This is a genomic window from Saccharothrix sp. NBAS 001 (genome assembly GCF_056640475.1).
This window is the reverse complement of sequence record NZ_CM153251.1, coordinates 6,457,478-6,474,660: the sequence shown is the minus strand read 5'-3', so window position 1 is coordinate 6,474,660 and position 17,183 is coordinate 6,457,478. Positions and strand designations below refer to the sequence as shown.

The 17,183-nt window shown below is 73.0% G+C and carries 16 protein-coding genes; 12 read left to right on the top strand and 4 right to left on the bottom strand.

All coding sequences use genetic code 11. From position 1 onward, the window contains the following. Positions 1-27: 27 nt before the first annotated feature. Together AC0HI0_RS27745 and AC0HI0_RS27740 are read left to right on the top strand one after the other, a co-directional pair. Positions 28-921 carry a LysR family transcriptional regulator gene (locus AC0HI0_RS27745; RefSeq protein ID WP_480926435.1) on the top strand — a complete coding sequence of 298 codons (894 nt, stop codon included), beginning with the start codon at positions 28-30 and terminating at the stop codon, positions 919-921. Then, a complete protein-coding gene (locus AC0HI0_RS27740) occupies positions 918-1,568 on the top strand; it encodes a hypothetical protein (RefSeq protein ID WP_480926434.1) in 651 nt (216 codons plus the stop codon). Before AC0HI0_RS27745 ends, AC0HI0_RS27740 begins: the two co-directional genes overlap by 4 nt. Positions 1,569-1,599: 31 nt before the next feature. Here the strand turns inward: AC0HI0_RS27740 and AC0HI0_RS27735 are convergent, their stop codons facing one another. After that, a complete protein-coding gene (locus tag AC0HI0_RS27735; protein ID WP_480926433.1) occupies positions 1,600-2,532 on the bottom strand; it encodes an AraC family transcriptional regulator in 933 nt (310 codons plus the stop codon). 114 nt (positions 2,533-2,646) lie between these two features. On the opposite strand from AC0HI0_RS27735, the gene AC0HI0_RS27730 reads away from it, so the two are divergent. From AC0HI0_RS27730 to AC0HI0_RS27720, 3 genes are all read left to right on the top strand, one after another. Continuing rightward, on the top strand, positions 2,647-3,024 hold the full coding sequence (locus AC0HI0_RS27730) for a DUF4345 domain-containing protein (RefSeq protein ID WP_480926432.1): 378 nt from the start codon (positions 2,647-2,649) through the stop codon (positions 3,022-3,024). A 1,523-nt stretch (positions 3,025-4,547) separates the two neighbouring features. After that, positions 4,548-5,054 (top strand): GNAT family N-acetyltransferase, encoded by a 507-nt coding sequence (locus AC0HI0_RS27725; RefSeq protein WP_480926431.1) that lies wholly within the window; start codon positions 4,548-4,550, stop codon positions 5,052-5,054. A gap of 204 nt (positions 5,055-5,258) precedes the next feature. Continuing rightward, positions 5,259-5,984 carry a 3-keto-5-aminohexanoate cleavage protein gene (locus tag AC0HI0_RS27720; RefSeq protein ID WP_480926430.1) on the top strand — a complete coding sequence of 242 codons (726 nt, stop codon included), beginning with the start codon at positions 5,259-5,261 and terminating at the stop codon, positions 5,982-5,984. A gap of 203 nt (positions 5,985-6,187) precedes the next feature. Here AC0HI0_RS27720 and AC0HI0_RS27715 read toward each other — a convergent pair whose 3' ends face one another. Then, positions 6,188-6,841, bottom strand: a complete 654-nt coding sequence (locus AC0HI0_RS27715; protein WP_480926429.1) for an ACT domain-containing protein — start codon at positions 6,839-6,841, stop codon at positions 6,188-6,190. A 206-nt stretch (positions 6,842-7,047) separates the two neighbouring features. Between AC0HI0_RS27715 and gatC the strand changes: the two genes are divergently transcribed. The 6 genes from gatC (at position 7,048) to AC0HI0_RS27685 (ending at position 14,097) form a co-directional block, all read left to right on the top strand. Then, the gene (gene gatC, locus AC0HI0_RS27710; protein WP_015804727.1) at positions 7,048-7,347 is read left to right on the top strand and encodes an Asp-tRNA(Asn)/Glu-tRNA(Gln) amidotransferase subunit GatC; all 300 of its coding nucleotides are present in this window, start codon (positions 7,048-7,050) and stop codon (positions 7,345-7,347) included. Next, positions 7,344-8,843, top strand: a complete 1,500-nt coding sequence (gene gatA / locus AC0HI0_RS27705) for an Asp-tRNA(Asn)/Glu-tRNA(Gln) amidotransferase subunit GatA (protein WP_480926428.1) — start codon at positions 7,344-7,346, stop codon at positions 8,841-8,843. The genes gatC and gatA overlap by 4 nt, the downstream gene beginning before the upstream one ends. Then, entirely contained in the window at positions 8,840-9,031 is a 192-nt protein-coding gene (locus tag AC0HI0_RS27700; RefSeq protein ID WP_480926427.1) for a hypothetical protein, read from the top strand. The genes gatA and AC0HI0_RS27700 overlap by 4 nt, the downstream gene beginning before the upstream one ends. Further along, positions 9,028-10,530, top strand: a complete 1,503-nt coding sequence (gatB, locus tag AC0HI0_RS27695; RefSeq protein WP_480926426.1) for an Asp-tRNA(Asn)/Glu-tRNA(Gln) amidotransferase subunit GatB — start codon at positions 9,028-9,030, stop codon at positions 10,528-10,530. The genes AC0HI0_RS27700 and gatB overlap by 4 nt, the downstream gene beginning before the upstream one ends. A gap of 567 nt (positions 10,531-11,097) precedes the next feature. After that, entirely contained in the window at positions 11,098-11,415 is a 318-nt protein-coding gene (locus tag AC0HI0_RS27690) for a hypothetical protein (protein ID WP_480926425.1), read from the top strand. 63 nt (positions 11,416-11,478) lie between these two features. After that, positions 11,479-14,097: a CHAT domain-containing protein gene (locus AC0HI0_RS27685; RefSeq protein ID WP_480926424.1), complete on the top strand. Its 2,619-nt coding sequence runs from the start codon at positions 11,479-11,481 to the stop codon at positions 14,095-14,097. A gap of 35 nt (positions 14,098-14,132) precedes the next feature. On the opposite strand, the gene AC0HI0_RS27680 is transcribed toward AC0HI0_RS27685, so the two are convergent. Continuing rightward, positions 14,133-15,317: a PQQ-dependent sugar dehydrogenase gene (locus AC0HI0_RS27680; RefSeq protein WP_480926423.1), complete on the bottom strand. Its 1,185-nt coding sequence runs from the start codon at positions 15,315-15,317 to the stop codon at positions 14,133-14,135. Positions 15,318-15,327: 10 nt separating this feature from the next. Further along, positions 15,328-16,185, bottom strand: a complete 858-nt coding sequence (locus AC0HI0_RS27675; RefSeq protein ID WP_480926422.1) for an alpha/beta fold hydrolase — start codon at positions 16,183-16,185, stop codon at positions 15,328-15,330. 29 nt (positions 16,186-16,214) lie between these two features. Here AC0HI0_RS27675 and AC0HI0_RS27670 point away from each other — a divergent pair, with 29 nt between their 5' ends. Beyond that, positions 16,215-17,129 (top strand): 2-hydroxyacid dehydrogenase, encoded by a 915-nt coding sequence (locus AC0HI0_RS27670; protein ID WP_480926421.1) that lies wholly within the window; start codon positions 16,215-16,217, stop codon positions 17,127-17,129. The last annotated feature ends 54 nt before the right edge of the window (positions 17,130-17,183 follow it).

Genomic DNA, 17,183 nt, shown 5'->3' with positions numbered 1-17,183 from the left:
CCGGCGATGAAGTCATACCCTGGGGCTATGACCGAGCCGCCGGACCTCGCCTCGCTGCGCCTGCTCGTGCTGGTCGGCGAGCTGGGCAGCCTCGGCCGCGCCGCGCAGGAACTCGGCGTGGCGCAGCCCTCGGCCAGCAAGCGGCTGGCCACCCTGGAACGCCGGCTCGGCCTCGTCCTGCTCGACCGGGGCCGGCGCGGCTCCGCGCTCACCCCGGCGGGCGTGGTCGTCACCGAACGCGCCCGGCGCGTCCTCGACGAGGTGACCGGGCTGCTCGCCGCAGCCGACGCGCTGCGCGCCGAACGCGACGCCGGCCTGCGCGTCGCGGCCAGCATGACCGTCGCCGAACACCTCGCCCCGGTGTGGATCGGCGAACTCCGCCGCACCCACCCCGACCTGCACGTCGGCCTGCGCGTGACGAACTCCGAAACCGTCCTGCGGCTGCTCCACGACGGAGCCGCCGACCTCGGGTTCGTCGAAGCACCCGGCGCGGTGACCGGCCTGTCCTCCCGCAAGGTCGCGGTCGACCGGCTCGCCGTCGTCGTCCCGCCCGGCCACCGCTGGGCCAAGCGCCCGGTGACCGTCACCGAACTCGCCGCCACCCCGCTCGTCGTGCGCGAACGCGGCTCCGGCACCCGCGACACCCTCGACAAGGCCCTGCCCGGCGCGGTGCCGCCCGCACTCGAACTGGGCTCCACCACGGCCGTGCGCGGCGCGGTCGTGGCCGGCGTCGCGCCCGCCGTGCTGTCCGTGCTCGCCGTCGCCCTCGACCTGGCCGACGGCCGGCTGGTCGAGGTGCCGGTGGACGGGCTGGACCTGCGGCGCGTCCTGCGGGCCGTGTGGGCCGGCGGGCGGCGTCTCGTGGGACCTGCCGCGGAACTCCTCGCGGTCGCCGCCCGGCGTAGTTCAATGGGCGCATGAGCTGGTTGCGCCGACGCACCGAACCCGACACCCCGCCCGTGCACCTGCCCAACCCGGCCGAGGCGGCGGAGGCGTTCTGGCGGCGGTGGCTCGACCTGCTGCCCGAGATCAGCGCGGCGCTGGGCGACGGCGAACCGCACCGGGTGGAGAACGACCTGTGCGACCTGGTCGCCGGCCTGCACCCGGACCTGCACTTCTCCCTCGAACGCGGCCACCGCGCGATCTACGCCCTGGTGGTGAGCGGCCAGGAAGACCCGAGGCTGCGCCCGTACACCGACGCCTGGACCGCCGCCGCGCCGCCCGAGGACATGATCTGGGAGTACCACGACTCGGTCCCGCCCGTGCCCGACCCGACCCTGGTCACGGTCAACCTGGGCACGAAAGCCGTCCGGCTGGCCGACGTGCGGGTCGTCGCACAACCGGCGGACGGCCTGGTAGATGTGGCCGTCTTCCACCCGCTGTTCGGCGAACTGGACGACACCCAACGCCGGACGATGACGTTCCTGCCGCTGGACGTGACCCTCGGCGAACGCCTGGCCGCCGAACGCCTGGGCCGCGTGGAAACCGCCCTCACCGAACCCGAGGGCACCATCGACCTGCCAGCCCTGCGCGACCTCGTCCGAGACCTGCCCACCCCACCCGCCTGACCCCGCTCGCCACCGACCCTCACCCCGACCCTCACCCCGACCGGGCGGCACCCGGCGAAACCCCGAACGCCCGCTTGTAAGCCCGGCTGAACGCCGCCTCCGACTGGTACCCGAACCGGTGGGCGACCGCGCTCAACGTCTCCGTCGAGTGCCGCAGGTGCGCCTGCGCCCGCTGCATCCGCCACCGCGTCAGGTAGCGGATGGCGGGCTCGCCCACCAACTCGGTGAACCGGCCCGCGAACACCGAGCGCGACAACCCCGCCTCCCGGGCCAACCCGGTCACCGTCCACTCGCGCTCGGGAAACCGGTGCAGCGCGGTCAACGCCCGCCCCACGTGCACGTCCCGCAGCGCCGCCAACCACCCCACCCGCGCCTCGGCGGCGGTGTCCAGCCAAGTCCGGATCGCCTGCACCACCAGCACGTCCGCCAGCCGGGTGATCACCGTCTCGCCGCCGGCACGCGGCTCGGCGGCCTCCCGCGCGATCAGCCGCAACGTGCTGCGCAACCAGTCGTCGTCCCACGCCCCCACCCGCAACACGACCGGCAACTGCGCCACCAACCGTTGCGCCGCAACGTGATCGAACCGCACCACCCCGTACGTGACCTGAGCCGCCGCGCCACCCCCACCGTGCCGCAACACCTCGTACCGATCACCGATCCGCTCGACCGGCAACCCGAACAGATCCCGGACCGGCGCGTCGGGAGCGCTGCGCACCCGGTGCGGCGTGCCGTGCGGGATCAACACGAGGTTGCCCGGCCCCACGGTCATGGAGGGTGCCCCGTCCACCTCCCACACGCACGTGCCCGCCGTGACGATCCCGAACGTCATGAACCCGTCCAAGGAGGGCACCGAAATCCCCCACGGCGCACTCAGCTCGGCTCGGCAGTACAACGTCCCGGTGAGCCGCAACAGGTGCAGCGCCTCGCCGAGCTGATCGTCGGACGGCGGAAAGGGCCGAGTCATACCCCGGATGCTCGCACCGCCCGCACCGCGCGGTCCACGGTGGAGGACGAACGGCAAGGAACCCCGGCGCACCGGCCATGGTCCGACCCCGTGGGCGGTTTCCAGACTGGGGCCATGAACAAAGTGATCCTCATCGTGGCCGGCGTGGTGATGCTGGCCATCGGGGCGGCGACCCTGTTCGCGCCGGTTGCGTTCCACGCGTTGAACGGCACGGAACTGGGCGATTCGCCGGCGTTGTTGAGCGAGATCCGGGCTCCGGGTGGTGCGCTGGTGGTGCTGGGGTTGGTGGTCCTGGCCGGAGCGTTCCGTTCGGCGTTGACCGTCACGTCGGCGTGGTTGGGTGCGGTTCTCTATCTGTCCTACGGCCTGTCGCGGGTCGTGAGCGTCGTGGCGGACGGCCTCCCACCCACAACCCTGACAGCCGCCGCCGTGGCGGAGCTGCTCCTGGGCCTGGCCTGCCTACGCCCCTTGAAGTCCCGTACGGCCAGGTGAGCCTCTTGACCGGACCCCACCAGCCTGAGCCTGCCGGCCTTCACGCCCCACCTGCTGAGGCCGACCAGTTCACACGATCGAGTGGTCATCCCCGAAAACCGGCCAAAAACGTACGGTAACACCGTTCCGATTACTCGGTTGGATACAAGGAAACCCGCGAACCCCACACCTCAACTTCCCGCCACCCACGCCACTGCCCCCCGCCGACCACCCCCGTCCAGACCACCCCGTCCAGACCACCCCGTCCAGACCACCCCGTCCAGACCACCCCGTCCAGACCACCGCCGAACCCACTCCCCAGCCCAACACCCACACCCTCACCAGACCCACACCGCCACCGAGGCCAAGACCCCACGCCCGCCCACAGCCCACAGCCCGAACGCCGACAGCCCGAACACCCACAGCCCGAACCCCGACCAGACGCCACCCGCCCGGCGCACGCGGCAGCGGCACCCGCCGCGACACCACGCGGCCGCCCGTGCCCGCGCGTCGCGCGCACCCCGCGCGTCGCGCGCACGGCCGCGCTGGCCCGCGCAGCGCCTGGCCACGTGCACCTCGCAGCGCCTGGCCGCGCAGCACCCCGCCGTGCGCACCCCGCGTACTCGTACTCGCGCGCAGTTCGTACGACGGCCGCTGCACCTGCCGTGGGCATGCAAGGCGAGGGCCGTGCCTGCAACGCTGGGACGCCTGTCCCAGCCGCAGGCACCGCGTGCCCTGGTGCGAGCACTCGCGTGTTCGCCGCGCATTGCCACGTGGCTGTGTGCCGCGCGTACAGCCACGCACCCCGGTGCCAGCCGTGCCGCCGCTCGGCTGGCGGCCGGGCCGCCCGGAAGCCGGGCTGCCCCGCCCAGTTGCCAGCCGGGCCGTGCAGCAGTCGCCGTGCCATCGCCGTGCCGCCGTGTCAGCCGCCACGTCGCTGCTTCGCCCGCGTCGCACCGACCGCCTGCCGCCGACCGCCGAGCGCTGGCTGCCGAGCGCTGGCTGCCGACCGGCTGCCGCTGAGCGCCGGCCGCCGACCGGTTTGGGCCGCTGGGGCCTGCCTGCGTGGCGCTGCCGGGCCACTGGGCGGCTGTGGCCCGGTGGTCTCGCGCTGCCGGGCTTCCTCGACCCTGTCCGGGGTCCATCCCGTCCGTCCCCGTGCGACTCGCGCGTTTTGCGTTGCCATGACGGCCGCCGGCGGACGCCCGCGCGTCGGCTGAGCGCGGCCGATCGGGTCAGACAGGGCCGCCAGAGCGTCTGTGCGGGTGGCGGCGCGCCGTGGCAGCCTCGGGCGTCCGGGCACGCTGCCACTGGCGGGCACCGATCGGGTGACGTCTGCGCGGTGTGGCGTGCCGTCTCGGGTTGTGTGGGCGGCGTGGGCGACGGTCGGGGGAGAGGAGGGTGCGGCAGGTCTGCCCTTGCGAACACCGGAATTGCCGGATCCGCAAAGATGCGGATCGCTCACGTGCGGAAATGGCGCGCGGCTTGATCGAACAGCGTCCGGCGGGTTTGGCTGGACGGCACCAGAGCGGGAGGGGAAGCAGATGGCCGATGTGGTGGTGAGGCCCGCGCGTGAGGACGAGTGGGCGGCGGCCGGTGTGATCACGGTCGAGGCGTACGCCGTCGACCGGTACATCGAGAGCCACAGCGGCGGGTACGCCGACGAGCTGGCCGACACCCGGGCCCGCGCGCGGCAGGCGGAGCTGCTGGTCGCGGTGGACGTGGCGGACACCCTGCTGGGCACCGTCACCATCGCGCTCCCCGGCACCCCGTACGCGGAGGTCAGCCAATCGGGCGAGGTCGAGTTCCGGATGCTCGCGGTCAGTCCCGCCGCGCGCGGGCGCGGGGTCGGCGAGGCTCTGGTCCGGGCGGTGATCACGCGGGCCCGGGAGGTCGGCGCGCGGCGCGTGGTGATGAGCAGCGCGGAGACCATGACCACCGCGCACCGGCTCTACCAGCGGCTCGGGTTCCGCCGGTTCCCGGAACGCGACTGGAACCCGGTCCCCGGCGTCCAACTGATCGCCTACGCCTTCAGCCTCGAACTCGCCTGACCTCGCTTGAACTGGACGGACGTCCGGGCAGACGGCACGCGGGCCGGACGTTCGTCGGGACGCCGCAGCGCGCATCCAGCGGGACACCGGAGAACGCATCCGGCAGACGCGGGGAGGACAGGCCAGGGCGGGTGCACGACCGGCACGCGGCCGAACGGGGTCGGGGAGTCGCGGCCGCCCCTGGCCCGTGCGACGCTGGTGGGCGTGCTCCAGGCCTGCCTGAACGGTGCCCGCGCCACCGACAGCCACCCGGCGCTGCCGGTGACGCCGCAGCAGCTGGCCGCCGACGCCGCCGCGCTCGTCGAACTCGGCATCACCCACTTCCACCTGCACCCGCGTGACCTGGTCGGCCTGGAAGTGCTGGCCGGCCCCGAGGTCGCGACCACCGTCGCCGTGGTGCGCGCCGCCACCCCGCACGCCGAACTGGGCGTCACCACCGCAGCGTGGATCCAGCCGGACCCGGTGCGCCGCGCGGAACTCCTGCGCGGCTGGGCCGGCCTGGCCGCCGGCCGCCCGGACGTCGCCTCGGTGAACGTCCACGAGGACGGCTGGCTCGACGCGGCCACCGCCCTGCGGGACGCCGGTGTCGGCATCGAACTGGGCGTGTTCCACGAGGACGCCGCGCACCTCCTGCGCCGCGCGGGCATCCCGGACGGCACCGTCCGCATCCTCGCCGAGGTCCGTCCCGGCGGGACGACCGCCGACGCGGAAGCCCTGCTGCGCCTGCTGGAACCGCTCGGCCCACCGATCCTGCTGCACGGCGAGGACGGCAGCGCGTGGCCGGTCCTGGACTACGCCGCCCGCCTCGAACTCGACACCCGGATCGGCCTGGAGGACACCCTCCTCAACCCGGACGGCAACCGGACCACCGACAACGCCCAACTCGTCGGCTACGCCCAACGCACCATCCGGGCCAACGCCATCCGCTGACAGCCCGCGAGCAGCACGGCCCCGACCCGACCAGCCCGGACCGGCACAGCCCGGACCGGCACAGCCCGGACCGGCACAGCCCCGACCGGCACAGCCCGGACCCGACCAGCCCGGACCCGACCAGCCCCGACCTGCGCCTCCGGTACGGCACCGGTCGGCCTGGTCAACCCGGCAGGCCCGGCGGGTCCGGCGGGCTGGTCTGCCTAGTCGGGCAGCACGACGGACACGATCCCCGCCAGGTGGGCCAGTCTCGCGACCTCCGCCGCCCGGAACATCGGTCCGCCCGGACGGCCGACCAGCAGCACCCGGTCGGGCTTGCCCAGCGGGGTCGCGGCGAGTTCGGTGCCCAGCTCACGCCACGTCTCGGGCACCCAGCTCTCCTCGCCGTCCAGCACGGTCGCCCGCGCCAGCGGCATCCACGGCGGGTTCGTCATGCGGGTCTCCGGGGCCGCCGTCGACGCGGTGACCCGGTGCACGCCCGCGCTGTCCGACCGCACGACCACCGCCCACCCGGCCCGGATGATCTTCGGCACGCCCTCGGTGAACACCTCCAGGCCGCGCTTGGGCTCCTCGGCGACCTCCTCGACCAGCTCCAGTTCGCGGTGGGTGTCGAGGACCCCCGCGTACGGGCGGACCGCGTCCACCTCGACCCCCTCGACGGACTCGGCCGCGGTGATCAGCACGTCCGGCAGCCGGCCGGAGGGCAGTTCCACCACCAGGTCGTCGATGGCGACGCCGACGCTGCGCTCCACCACGTCCACGCTGAGGATGTCGGCCCCGATCTCACCCAGCGCGGAGGCGACCGCGCCCAGGGCGCCGGGGCGGTCCGGGAGCTGGACCCGGATCAGGAAGGACACGGTGCAACGCCTCCAAGGGGTTCGGAGTTTCGGCCGATGATTCTCGCAGACGCAGCTTCGCTTTCCGACCCACCGGGGGCGTTGCGCCACGGTAAAATCCCGCACCCCCGCGCGCGGGCCGGACAACCCCGTCGGACTCGTCCCTGACCTGCCAATAGACTCGGCGGGTCCCAATCCGAGTAAACCGACCCACGGGGGTTGACGAGATGCCCAGCATCTCCCGCGACGAGGTCGCGCACCTGGCCCGCCTGGCCAGGCTCGCCGTCACCGACGACGAGCTTGACCTGTTCGCCGGCCAGCTGGACGTGATCTTGCAGTCGGTGGCCACGGTGGGCGACATCGCCACCGCGGACATCCCGCCCACTTCGCACGCCGTTCCGCTGACCAACGTGTTCCGCGAGGACGTGGTGCGTCCCAGCCTCGGTCAGCAGCAGGCGCTCGCGGGCGCCCCCGCCGCCGAGGAAGGCCGTTTCCGCGTTCCGCGCATCCTGGGTGAGGAAGCATGACCGACCTCGTTCGCAGCACCGCCGCCGAACTGGCCGCCAAGGTCGCGAGCCGCGAGGTCTCCGCGACCGAGGTCGCCCAGGCCCACCTCGACCGCATCGGCGAGGTCGACGGCGCGGTGCACGCCTTCCTGCACGTCGACACCGAGGGCGCGCTCAAGGCCGCCAAGCGGGTGGACGACGACATCGCCGCCGGCAAGCCGGTCGGCCCGCTGGCCGGCGTCCCGCTGGCCCTCAAGGACGTCTTCACCACCGAGGACATGCCGACCACCTGCGGGTCGGCGATGCTCGCGACGTGGCAGCCGCCTTACGACGCCACGGTCACCCGCCGCCTCAAGGAGGCCGGCATCGTGATCCTGGGCAAGACCAACATGGACGAGTTCGCGATGGGCTCCTCCACCGAGAACTCGGCGTTCGGCCCGACCCGCAACCCGTGGGACCTGGACCGGATCCCGGGCGGTTCGGGTGGCGGCTCGTCGGCGAGCCTGGCGGCGTTCGAGGCCCCGCTGGCGATCGGCACCGACACCGGCGGCTCGATCCGCCAGCCCGGCTCGGTCACCGGCACGGTCGGCGTGAAGCCCACCTACGGCGGCGTGTCCCGGTACGGCCTGGTGGCGTTCTCCTCGTCGCTGGACCAGGGCGGGCCGTGCGCCCGCACGGTGCTCGACGCGGCGCTGCTGCACGAGGTCATCGCGGGCTACGACCCGATGGACTCGACGTCGATCGACGCGCCCGTCCCCCCGGTGGTCGCCGCGGCCCGCGAGGGCGCGAACGGCGACCTGTCCGGCGTGCGGGTCGGCGTGGTCACCCAGTTCAGCGGTGACGGCTACCAGCCGGGCGTGCTGCGCTCGTTCGAGGCGGCCGTCGCGCAGCTCAAGCAGCTGGGCGCGGAGGTCGTCGAGGTCTCGTGCCCGAGCTTCGACTATGCGCTGCCCGCGTACTACCTGATCGCGCCCAGCGAGGCGTCGTCCAACCTGGCCCGCTTCGACGCGATGCGCTACGGCGCGCGCTACGGCGACGACGGCAACCGCAGCGCCGAGGAGGTCATGGCGATCACCCGCGACCACTGCTTCGGCGCGGAGGTCAAGCGGCGCATCATGATCGGCACCTACGCGCTGTCGTCGGGCTACTACGACGCCTACTACGGCTCGGCGCAGAAGGTGCGCACGCTCATCACGCGCGACTTCCAGCAGGCGTTCGAGAAGGTCGACGTGCTGGTGTCGCCGACCACGCCCACCACGGCGTTCAAGATCGGCGAGCGGGCCGACGACCCGATCGCCATGTACAAGGCGGACCTGTGCACCATCCCGGCGAACCTGGCCGGCACGCCCGCCATGAGCGTCCCGAGCGGACTGTCCGACGAGGACGGTCTGCCGGTGGGGTTGCAGATCATGGCCCCGGCGTTGCAGGACCACCGGATGTACCGGGTGGCAGCGGCTTACGAGGCGGCCCGCGGCTCCGTGCTCGCGGACGTGCCGGAACTGGCGGTGGCGCGGTGAAGAAGGCACGAGGGATCTTCGCGCTGCTCGGCGCGGGCAGCGCGGCGGCGAGCGCGTTCTCCACGCTGAAGTCCGCGCGCGGCAAGAACGACAAGCTGGCGCTGGCCAACGCCGTCGCGAGCATCCTGGTGGCGATCACCGGCGCGGCGCTGGCCGTCCGGGGCCTGCGGAAGGACGGCGACGCATGACCGCGGTGCACGAGCTGATGGACTACGCCGAGGTCGTGGAGCGCTTCGACCCGGTGCTGGGCCTGGAAGTGCACGTCGAGCTGCACACCAACACGAAGATGTTCTGCGGCTGCGCCAACCTGTTCGGCGGCGAGCCCAACACGAACACCTGCCCGGTGTGCCTGGGCATGCCCGGCGCGCTGCCGGTGGTCAACGGCAAGGCGATCGAGTCGGCGATCCGGATCGGGCTGGCGCTCAACTGCTCGATCGCGCAGTGGTGCCGGTTCGCCCGGAAGAACTACTTCTACCCGGACATGCCGAAGAACTTCCAGACGTCCCAGTACGACGAGCCGATCGCGTTCAACGGTTGGCTCGACGTCACCCTGGACGACGGCGAGGTGGTGCGCGTGGAGATCGAGCGCGCCCACATGGAAGAGGACACCGGCAAGTCGCTGCACGTCGGCGGCGCGACCGGCCGCATCCACGGCGCGGACTTCTCGCTGCTGGACTACAACCGGGCGGGCGTCCCGCTGATCGAGATCGTCACCAAGCCGATCACCGGCACCGGCGAGCGCGCCCCCGAGGTCGCGCGCGCCTACGTGACCGCGCTGCGCGACCTGCTCAAGGCGCTGGACGTCTCCGACGTCCGGATGGACCAGGGCTCGCTGCGCTGCGACGCGAACGTGTCGCTGATGGCCAAGGACGCCACCGAGTTCGGCACCCGCACCGAGACCAAGAACGTCAACTCGCTGCGCAGCGTCGAGCGCGCCGTGCGGTTCGAGATGACGCGGCAGGCCGCGGTGCTCGCGGGCGGCGGCACGATCCGCCAGGAGACCCGGCACTTCGACGAGTCGACCGGCGGCACGTCCTCCGGGCGCGCCAAGGAGACCGCCGAGGACTACCGGTACTTCCCGGAGCCCGACCTGGTGCCGGTCGCCCCGTCCCGCGAGTGGGTCGAGGAGCTGCGCGGCACGCTGCCGGAGCTGCCGTGGGAGCGCCGCAAGCGGGTCCAGGACGAGTGGTCGCTCACCGACGCGGAACTGCGCGACCTGGTGAACGCGGGCGCGGTCGACCTGGTCACCGCGACGGTGGAGGCGGGCGCGACGCACGCCGAGGCCCGGTCGTGGTGGGTGGCCTACCTGACCAAGGAGGCCAACGCGCGCGGCGTCGAGCTGGGCGAGCTGGCCGTCACGCCGGCCCAGATCGCGCGGGTGATCGCGCTGATCAACGCCGGCGAGCTGACCAACAAGCTGGCCCGCGACGTGGTGACCGGTGTGCTGGCGGGCGAGGGCGAGCCGGAGGCGGTGGTCGAGGCCCGCGGGCTCAAGGTCGTGTCCGACGACTCGGCGCTGGAGAAGGCCGTCGACGAGGCGCTGGCGGCGCAGCCCGACGTGGCCGCCAAGATCCGCGACGGCAAGGTCGCCGCGGCGGGCGCGATCGTCGGCGCGGTCATGAAGGCGACGAAGGGTCAGGCGGACGCCAAGAAGGTCCGCGACCTGATCATCGCGCGCTGCTCGTAGTCACGTCCGTCCACCGCGGGGCAGGCTCCGGCCTGTCCCGCGGTGGCGTTTCCGGGGCCGGTGTTCGGGGCGGTATCCAGGGGCCGGTTTCCGCCGCCTGTTGCGGCCGGCCGGCGGAATTCCCGGTGGCATTTGGACATCCGTCGAAGTGATCATCCACACGGCACTGCACGTATCTGGTCCGCGCCCGCCCGCTCCTCCACCTCGAAGCACCGATGTCCTTCCCGGAAAACGGGTGGCGAACAGTGACGAGGGGAGCGCCGACGGTGTTATTCCACGCGACCGGTCGGTCGGTTCGTCCCCTTATTGCGGACCCCGACACACCACCTCTGTGTCAACACGTTCGCCCATTCGAGTGGTACCGTCCGCCTCGAAAGGGAACTTCGCCCAGGTCAACGCCCACCCTTAGCGGGCCGACGATTGCTCTCGGTGAATTTACTGCTCAAAGGTGCGTCCATCTGTGTCAGGCTTGAGCCGTTCGGCCGGGCCGGGGGGCCGCCGAATGATCAATCTCACCAGTCAAGCATCCCGGCGTGACCCGGGATCCGTTGTAGGGGAGGACAACGCATGTCTGCTGAAACCGATCCCAAGCTCGTCGAGGAGATCGACGCCATCCCGACCGACGTCATCGTCGACGAAGAGGCAGCCGAGGCGCTCGCCGCCCGCAAGGGCAAGAGCAACAGCGGCAACGGCACGGGCGCCGGCGGCGCCGTCCCGCAGGGCGGCCCGTACCAGACCCACGGCGAACCCGGCGGTGGCGACGACCCCAACGGCGGCCCCTACCAGCCGCACTCGCCCGAGCCCGGCAAGCCCGGTCCGGTCGTCCCCACCGGGGGCCCGTACCAGACCCACTCGGTCGACGAGCCGATCTCCGCGCAGAACTGACGCCAGAGGACCGCACTGCCAGCCGGACGGGTGGCAGTGCGGTCCGCTAGCTTGTGCTCTCATATGAGAGTGCCTCTGGCGACCGCCGATCCCGTGGGGGATGCCCGCGAACTGCACCGCAAGGGCAAGGCATCCGCGTCCGCGAACCGCTACCTGACCGCGACCCGCATCCTCCGCCAGGGACTGGCCCTGCTCGACCGGGCGGACGCGGACCCGGTCGGCCGGCTCGAAGTCCGCATCAGGCTGCTCATGACGCTGTCCTTCTGCCTGGCCGAAACCCAGGGCCTGGACCACGGACTGCGCCAACTCGCGGACGCCCGCGCGGAAACCGCGGGCCTGCCGGAAGGGGCGCTGCGCGACGAGCTGACCAGCCTCGTCAACGGCGTCCAAGGCGTCCTGCTGTTCCGCGTCGGACGCATCGAAGAGGGCATCGGCTACGCCGACCTCGACGTGGCGCACCACGAACGCCTCCTGGAGCGCACCAAAGCCGACGGCGGCGACCCCATCCCCGTCGTCCAGTCGCTGATCACCACGCTCACCAACCGCGGCAACGCCTACGGCGAGATCCACCGCATCGACAACGCCGTGCGCGACCTCAACCGCGCCGCGCGACTGGCCACCGAGCACGAGATCCCGCTGCGCGCGGCACTGGCCACCCACTCGCTGGGCAACGTGCTGCGGCTGGCCGGCGACATCCCGCAGGCGCTGAGCCGCTACCAGGAGGCCAACCGGGCGTTCCGCGAACTCGAACCCGGACTCCTGCTGCGCCTGGGCATCGACCAGGCCGAGGCCATGATCAGCGTCGGCCTGACCGACGAGGCCGGCCGACTGCTCGACGAGGTGCTGCCCGAACTGCGCCGCCAGCGCATCGGCCAGGACGTCGCCGAAGCCGAGCTGTACCGGGGCGCCGCCGCGCTCGCCGACGGCGACCTCGTGCTCGCCCGCCGGATGGCCCGCTCCGCCCAACGCCGGCTGGTGCGCCGGGGCAGCCCCGCGTGGGCCGCCGTCGCGGGCCTGATCGAGCTGCGCGTGGACGCGCTGCGCGCCGTGGAATCCCGCCGCTCCTCACCCTCGGTGCTGCGCCGCGCGCTGGAACTGGCCACCCGGCTCAGCGCCCTCAAGCTCCACGACCAGGCCAAGCTCGCCACGGTGCTGGCCGCGCGGATGGAAGTCCGGCACGGCAACGTCGACAGCGCCGCCGAACTCCTGCGCCGGGTCGCCAACTCCCGCCGGTTCGCCCCCATCGACCACCGGATGCTCCTGCGGCTGTGCCGGGCCGAACTGGCACTGGCCCGGGGGAACCGGCGCGCCGCCCTGGCCCAGGCCAAAGCCGGCCTGGCCGAACTGGGCCGGATGCGCGACCGGATGGGCGGCCTCGAACTGGTCTCCGGCACCGCCCTGCACGGCCGCGAACTCGGCGACCTGGCCGTCCGCCTGGTGCTGGAGAGCGGCGACTCCCCGGCCACCGCCAAACGCCTGTTCACCTGGCTGGAGCGCACGCGCGCCCAGCTCTACCGCTACGACCCCGTCGAGTCCACAGTGGACCTCGCGCTGAGCGAGCGGATCACCGAGGTGCGCCGGCTCAGCCGAGCCCTGCTCCGCGCCCGGCTCGACGGCCTGCCCACCACCAACCTGGAAGAACGCCTGGCCGCCAGCCAGCGCGACGCCATGCGCCTGGGCTGGAGCGAGAGCCCGTGGGGCAGGCCCCGCCCGGTCGCCACCGCCGACGACATCACACCTCGCCTCGGCGACCGCGCCATGATCAGCTTCGCGGCCTCCGGCGACACCCTCGTCGCGGTGGTCCTGGCCGGCGGCCGGGTGCGCATGAAGCACCTCGGCTCCGTCGACGAGGCCACCGAGTGCGCCCGCCGGCTGCACGCCGACCTCAACGCCCTGGCCCCCGACCACCTGCCGCCGCCCCTGATGCAGGTCATCTCCGCCTCCGCGCGGCGCGAAGCCGAGAAGCTCGACTGCCTGCTCCTGCGGCCACTGGCCGGGATGATCGGCAGCCGCGCCCTCGTCGTCGTCCCCACCGGGGCCCTGCACGTCGTCCCGTGGGGCGTGCTCCCCACGTGCGCCGGACGCCCCACCGTGGCCGTCCCGTCCGCCACCTCCTGGCTGTTCACCACCCGGGCGGACCGGGCCGGCGCGACCGGCGTCCTGCTCGTGCGCGGCCCCGGACTCCAAGCCGCACAAGGCGAAATCGACCGGCTCGCCGGCTACCACCGCGACGCCAAGCTCCTCGGTGTCGCCGACGCCCGGGTCAGCTCGGTCCTCGACGCCCTCGACGGCGTCGAACTCGCCCACATAGCCGCCCACGGCGAACACGAACCGGAGAACGCCCTGTTCTCCAAACTGGAACTGGTCGACGGCGCCCTGTTCGCCCACGAGGTCGGCCGGGTCCGCCGCCCACCGCACCAGGTCGTCCTCGCCGCCTGCGAACTCGCCCTCAACCGCGTCCGCCCCGGCGACGAACCCCTGGGCTTCGCCGGCGCGCTGCTCGCGGGCGGCGCCCGCACGGTGATAGCGGCCTCCAGCCGGGTGGGCGACAAGCAGTCCGCCGAAGCCATGGCCGACTTCCACCACAACCTCGCCGCCGGCGCGTCCCCGGCCGTGGCCCTGGCCGACGCCATCGCCATCGACCCGCTGCGCCGGCCGTTCGTCTGCCTCGGCTCCGGCTAGTCCCCGCTAGTCCTTGCTAGTCCCGCTAGTCCTTGCTAGTCCTTGCTTCCGCCCGCGCCGCCGTCCCGCACGATGACGACCACCCGGTCGTCACTCGACACCGGCGTGCCACCCGGGTTCTTGTTCACCGTGCCGATCAACGCCGTGTTGTCGTCCACCGCCACCATCGCGCCGACCCGCCCGAACCCGTTCTCCTTGTCCAGGAACGGCTCCGGCTTCCCGGTGAACGCGCCGTCCGGCCCCATCGGCAGCACCAGCGTGCCCGGCGCGCCCGCCGTGCCCACCCACACCACGTTCGACAACGACGCGCACCCGCTCACCCCCGGCTTGTCCGGCCACGACCACGCCGGGTTGCCCAGCGGCTTGCCCGCCTCCACCCGGTACAGCTGGTCGGCCGACGCGCCCGCGTCCGTCACCCACGTCTTCGTGCCGTCCGCCGACACGCACACCCCGCCCGGCGACCGCAGCCCCGACGCCAGCACCCGCGAACCCGCCGTCGGGTTGCCGCGCGCCGGCTGCCCCGACCCGTCGATCCGCAGCACCTTGCCCGCCAGCGACTCCGGATCCGCCGCCGACGCCGGGTTGCCCGCGTCACCCGTCGCCACCAGCAGCGCGCCGGTCCGGTCGTAGGCCAACGACCCGCGATTGCCCGACGGCCCCTTCGGGATGCCCGTCAACACCGGCTTCGGCACGTCGTTCGGCGCGAGGCGCAGCACCCGGTTGTCCGTCGCCGTCGTCACGTACACGTAGACCAACTGGTCCTCCGGGTACGTCGGCGACAACGTCACACCCGTCAGACCGCCGTCCGTCGACGCGTCCACCTCGAACGTCTGCACCACGACCGGGTCCACGTCCTTCGTGACCCGCACCAACCGGCCCGTCGTCCGCTCCGTCGCCAACGCCGTCACCGCGCCGGTCGTCTGGTTCACGTCCGTCAACGCCACACCCGACACCGGCGACAGGCACGTGCCCACCACCGCCGGGTTGAAGTCCTTGCAGCCCTGCGGCGGCGGCACCGGCGTCGGCTGCTGCCCCGGCTGCTGGCCCTGACCAGGACTGCTCGGCAGCTCGCCGGGCAGTTCCGGGCGCGGCCCGGCCTGCGGCGTCAACTGCGGCGCGGGGCTCCACCCGGCGGGCGCCGGCTGCTCCGGGAAGCTCGCGCAGCCGACGGCCAGCAGGCCGACAGCGGAGCCGATCAGCAACCCACGGAGTCGAGACACGACACCCAGGCTAAGCGCGCGGCCGTGAACGTGAGGTGAGAACCTCCCCCAACGCCCGGTCCACCGCCCGCGCGCGCTCCAGCAGCAACTCCAACTCCGCCACCACGACCCGAGGGTTCTCCAACGGCAGGAAGTGCGTGTTCGGCAGCACCCGGACCCGCGCCTGCGGCAGCGCCGCCACCGGCCCCACCATGCTGTCCGGCGACGTCAACCAGTCGTACCGGCCCGCCAACACCGTCGTGGGGCACGTCACGCCGGTGAGGTCCAGGCGCGGAGCCCGGCCCAACGCCAGCGCCAACGTGAAGTACCAGCCCCAATCGTGCTTCAGGAACCGCCGCAGCGACCCCACCGCCGCAGACGCCACCTCCGGCACCGGCACCCGGTGCAGCACCGAGTCCAACACCGGCCCCGCCAACCGCAGCGCCGCCGCCGACGACACCCCGATCACCCGGCGCACGTCGGCGGGCAGCCCCGGCAACCCCAGCACGCCCGCGAACGAATCACCCGGCGCACCCGCCACCAGCAGCAGCCCCGAAACCCGGTCGGGGTGCCGCAGCGCCAACTCGGCCGCCACCGTCACCCCCATCGACCACCCCATCACCACGCACCGCTCGACACCGCCCGCGTCCAGCACGGTCACCGCGTCCGCCACGTGATCACGCAGCGTGATCCGACTCGGGTCGTCCGGGCGGTCCGAACCCATCGTGCCCCGGTGGTACCAGCTGTGCACCCTGGCCCCCGACAGCTCCGGCCACACCGACGGCACCGCGCCCAGGCCGGGGCTCAGCAGCACGTCCGGGCCGTCGGCGTCGGTGCGCCACAGCCGGATCCGCGTGCCGTCCGCGGAGACCACGTCATGCTCCCGCATGGTCCGACAGTGTGCCGTAGCGTGCGGGTGTGACGCTTACCGTGTTGGTTCCAGATGAACTGGGCATCCGCGTGCTGGCCGGCGTCGAAGGCGTGCGGCCGGTGCTCTACGCGGTGGGGGAGGACCTGCCGCCCGAGGCCGCCGACGCCGAGGTGCTGGTGCCGAAGTTCCTCCAGAGCACCGATCCCCGCGAGTTCTTCGGGCGGCTGCCCAAGCTGCGGCTCGTGCAACTGCTCAGCGCGGGAGCCGAGCGGTTCATCGGGACCCTGCCGGACGGCGTGCTGCTGTCCACGTGCCGAGGGGCGCACGGCGGGAGCACCGCCGAGTGGGCCATCGGGGCGCTGCTGGCGATCTACCGCGACTTCCCGGCGTTCGAACGGGCGCGGGTCGAACGGCGGTGGGACTACCACGGGACCGACACGTTGCAGGGCAAGCAGATCCTCGTCGTCGGAGCGGGCGACCTGGCCGAGCAGTTCCGGCGCCGGGTCGAACCGTTCGACGCCACCGCGACCCTCGTCGGGCGCACCGCGCGCGAGGGCGTGCGGGGGATGGACGAACTGCCCGACCTGCTCGGGTCGTACGACGCGGTGCTGGTCGTGGTGCCGTTGACGGACGAGACGACGGGCATGGTCGACGCCAAGTTCCTAGCCCGGATGAAGGACGGGGCGATCCTGGTCAACGCGGCGCGGGGACCGGTCGTGGACACCGACGCGCTGCTGGCGGAGCTGGTGAGCGGTCGCCTGAGGGCAGCCCTGGACGTGACCGAACCCGAGCCGCTGCCGGACGACCATCCACTGTGGAGCGCCCCGGGCGTGTTCCTGACGCCGCACGTGGCGGGGTCCTGTCGTGGGCACGCGGAACGCGCCTACGCGGTGGTGGCTTCGGAGGTGGCGCGGTTCGCCCGGGGCGAGGAGCCGAGGAACCTCGTACACGGCGACTACTGACCGCCGTCACCCCGTTGGACGGGCACCCGCTCGGGTGCCCTCCTTCACGCTCCG

Bases quoted from the DNA above. Each gene is read 5' to 3' on its own strand.
- AC0HI0_RS27745 (WP_480926435.1), top strand. From the start codon at position 28: ATGACCGAGCCGCCGGACCTCGCCTCGCTGCGCCTGCTCGTGCTGGTC.
- AC0HI0_RS27740 (WP_480926434.1), top strand. From the start codon at position 918: ATGAGCTGGTTGCGCCGACGCACCGAACCCGACACCCCGCCCGTGCAC.
- AC0HI0_RS27735 (WP_480926433.1), bottom strand. From the start codon at position 2,532: ATGACTCGGCCCTTTCCGCCGTCCGACGATCAGCTCGGCGAGGCGCTG.
- AC0HI0_RS27730 (WP_480926432.1), top strand. From the start codon at position 2,647: ATGAACAAAGTGATCCTCATCGTGGCCGGCGTGGTGATGCTGGCCATC.
- AC0HI0_RS27725 (WP_480926431.1), top strand. From the start codon at position 4,548: ATGGCCGATGTGGTGGTGAGGCCCGCGCGTGAGGACGAGTGGGCGGCG.
- gatC (WP_015804727.1), top strand. From the start codon at position 7,048: ATGCCCAGCATCTCCCGCGACGAGGTCGCGCACCTGGCCCGCCTGGCC.
- gatA (WP_480926428.1), top strand. From the start codon at position 7,344: ATGACCGACCTCGTTCGCAGCACCGCCGCCGAACTGGCCGCCAAGGTC.
- gatB (WP_480926426.1), top strand. From the start codon at position 9,028: ATGACCGCGGTGCACGAGCTGATGGACTACGCCGAGGTCGTGGAGCGC.
- AC0HI0_RS27690 (WP_480926425.1), top strand. From the start codon at position 11,098: ATGTCTGCTGAAACCGATCCCAAGCTCGTCGAGGAGATCGACGCCATC.
- AC0HI0_RS27685 (WP_480926424.1), top strand. From the start codon at position 11,479: ATGAGAGTGCCTCTGGCGACCGCCGATCCCGTGGGGGATGCCCGCGAA.
- AC0HI0_RS27675 (WP_480926422.1), bottom strand. From the start codon at position 16,185: ATGCGGGAGCATGACGTGGTCTCCGCGGACGGCACGCGGATCCGGCTG.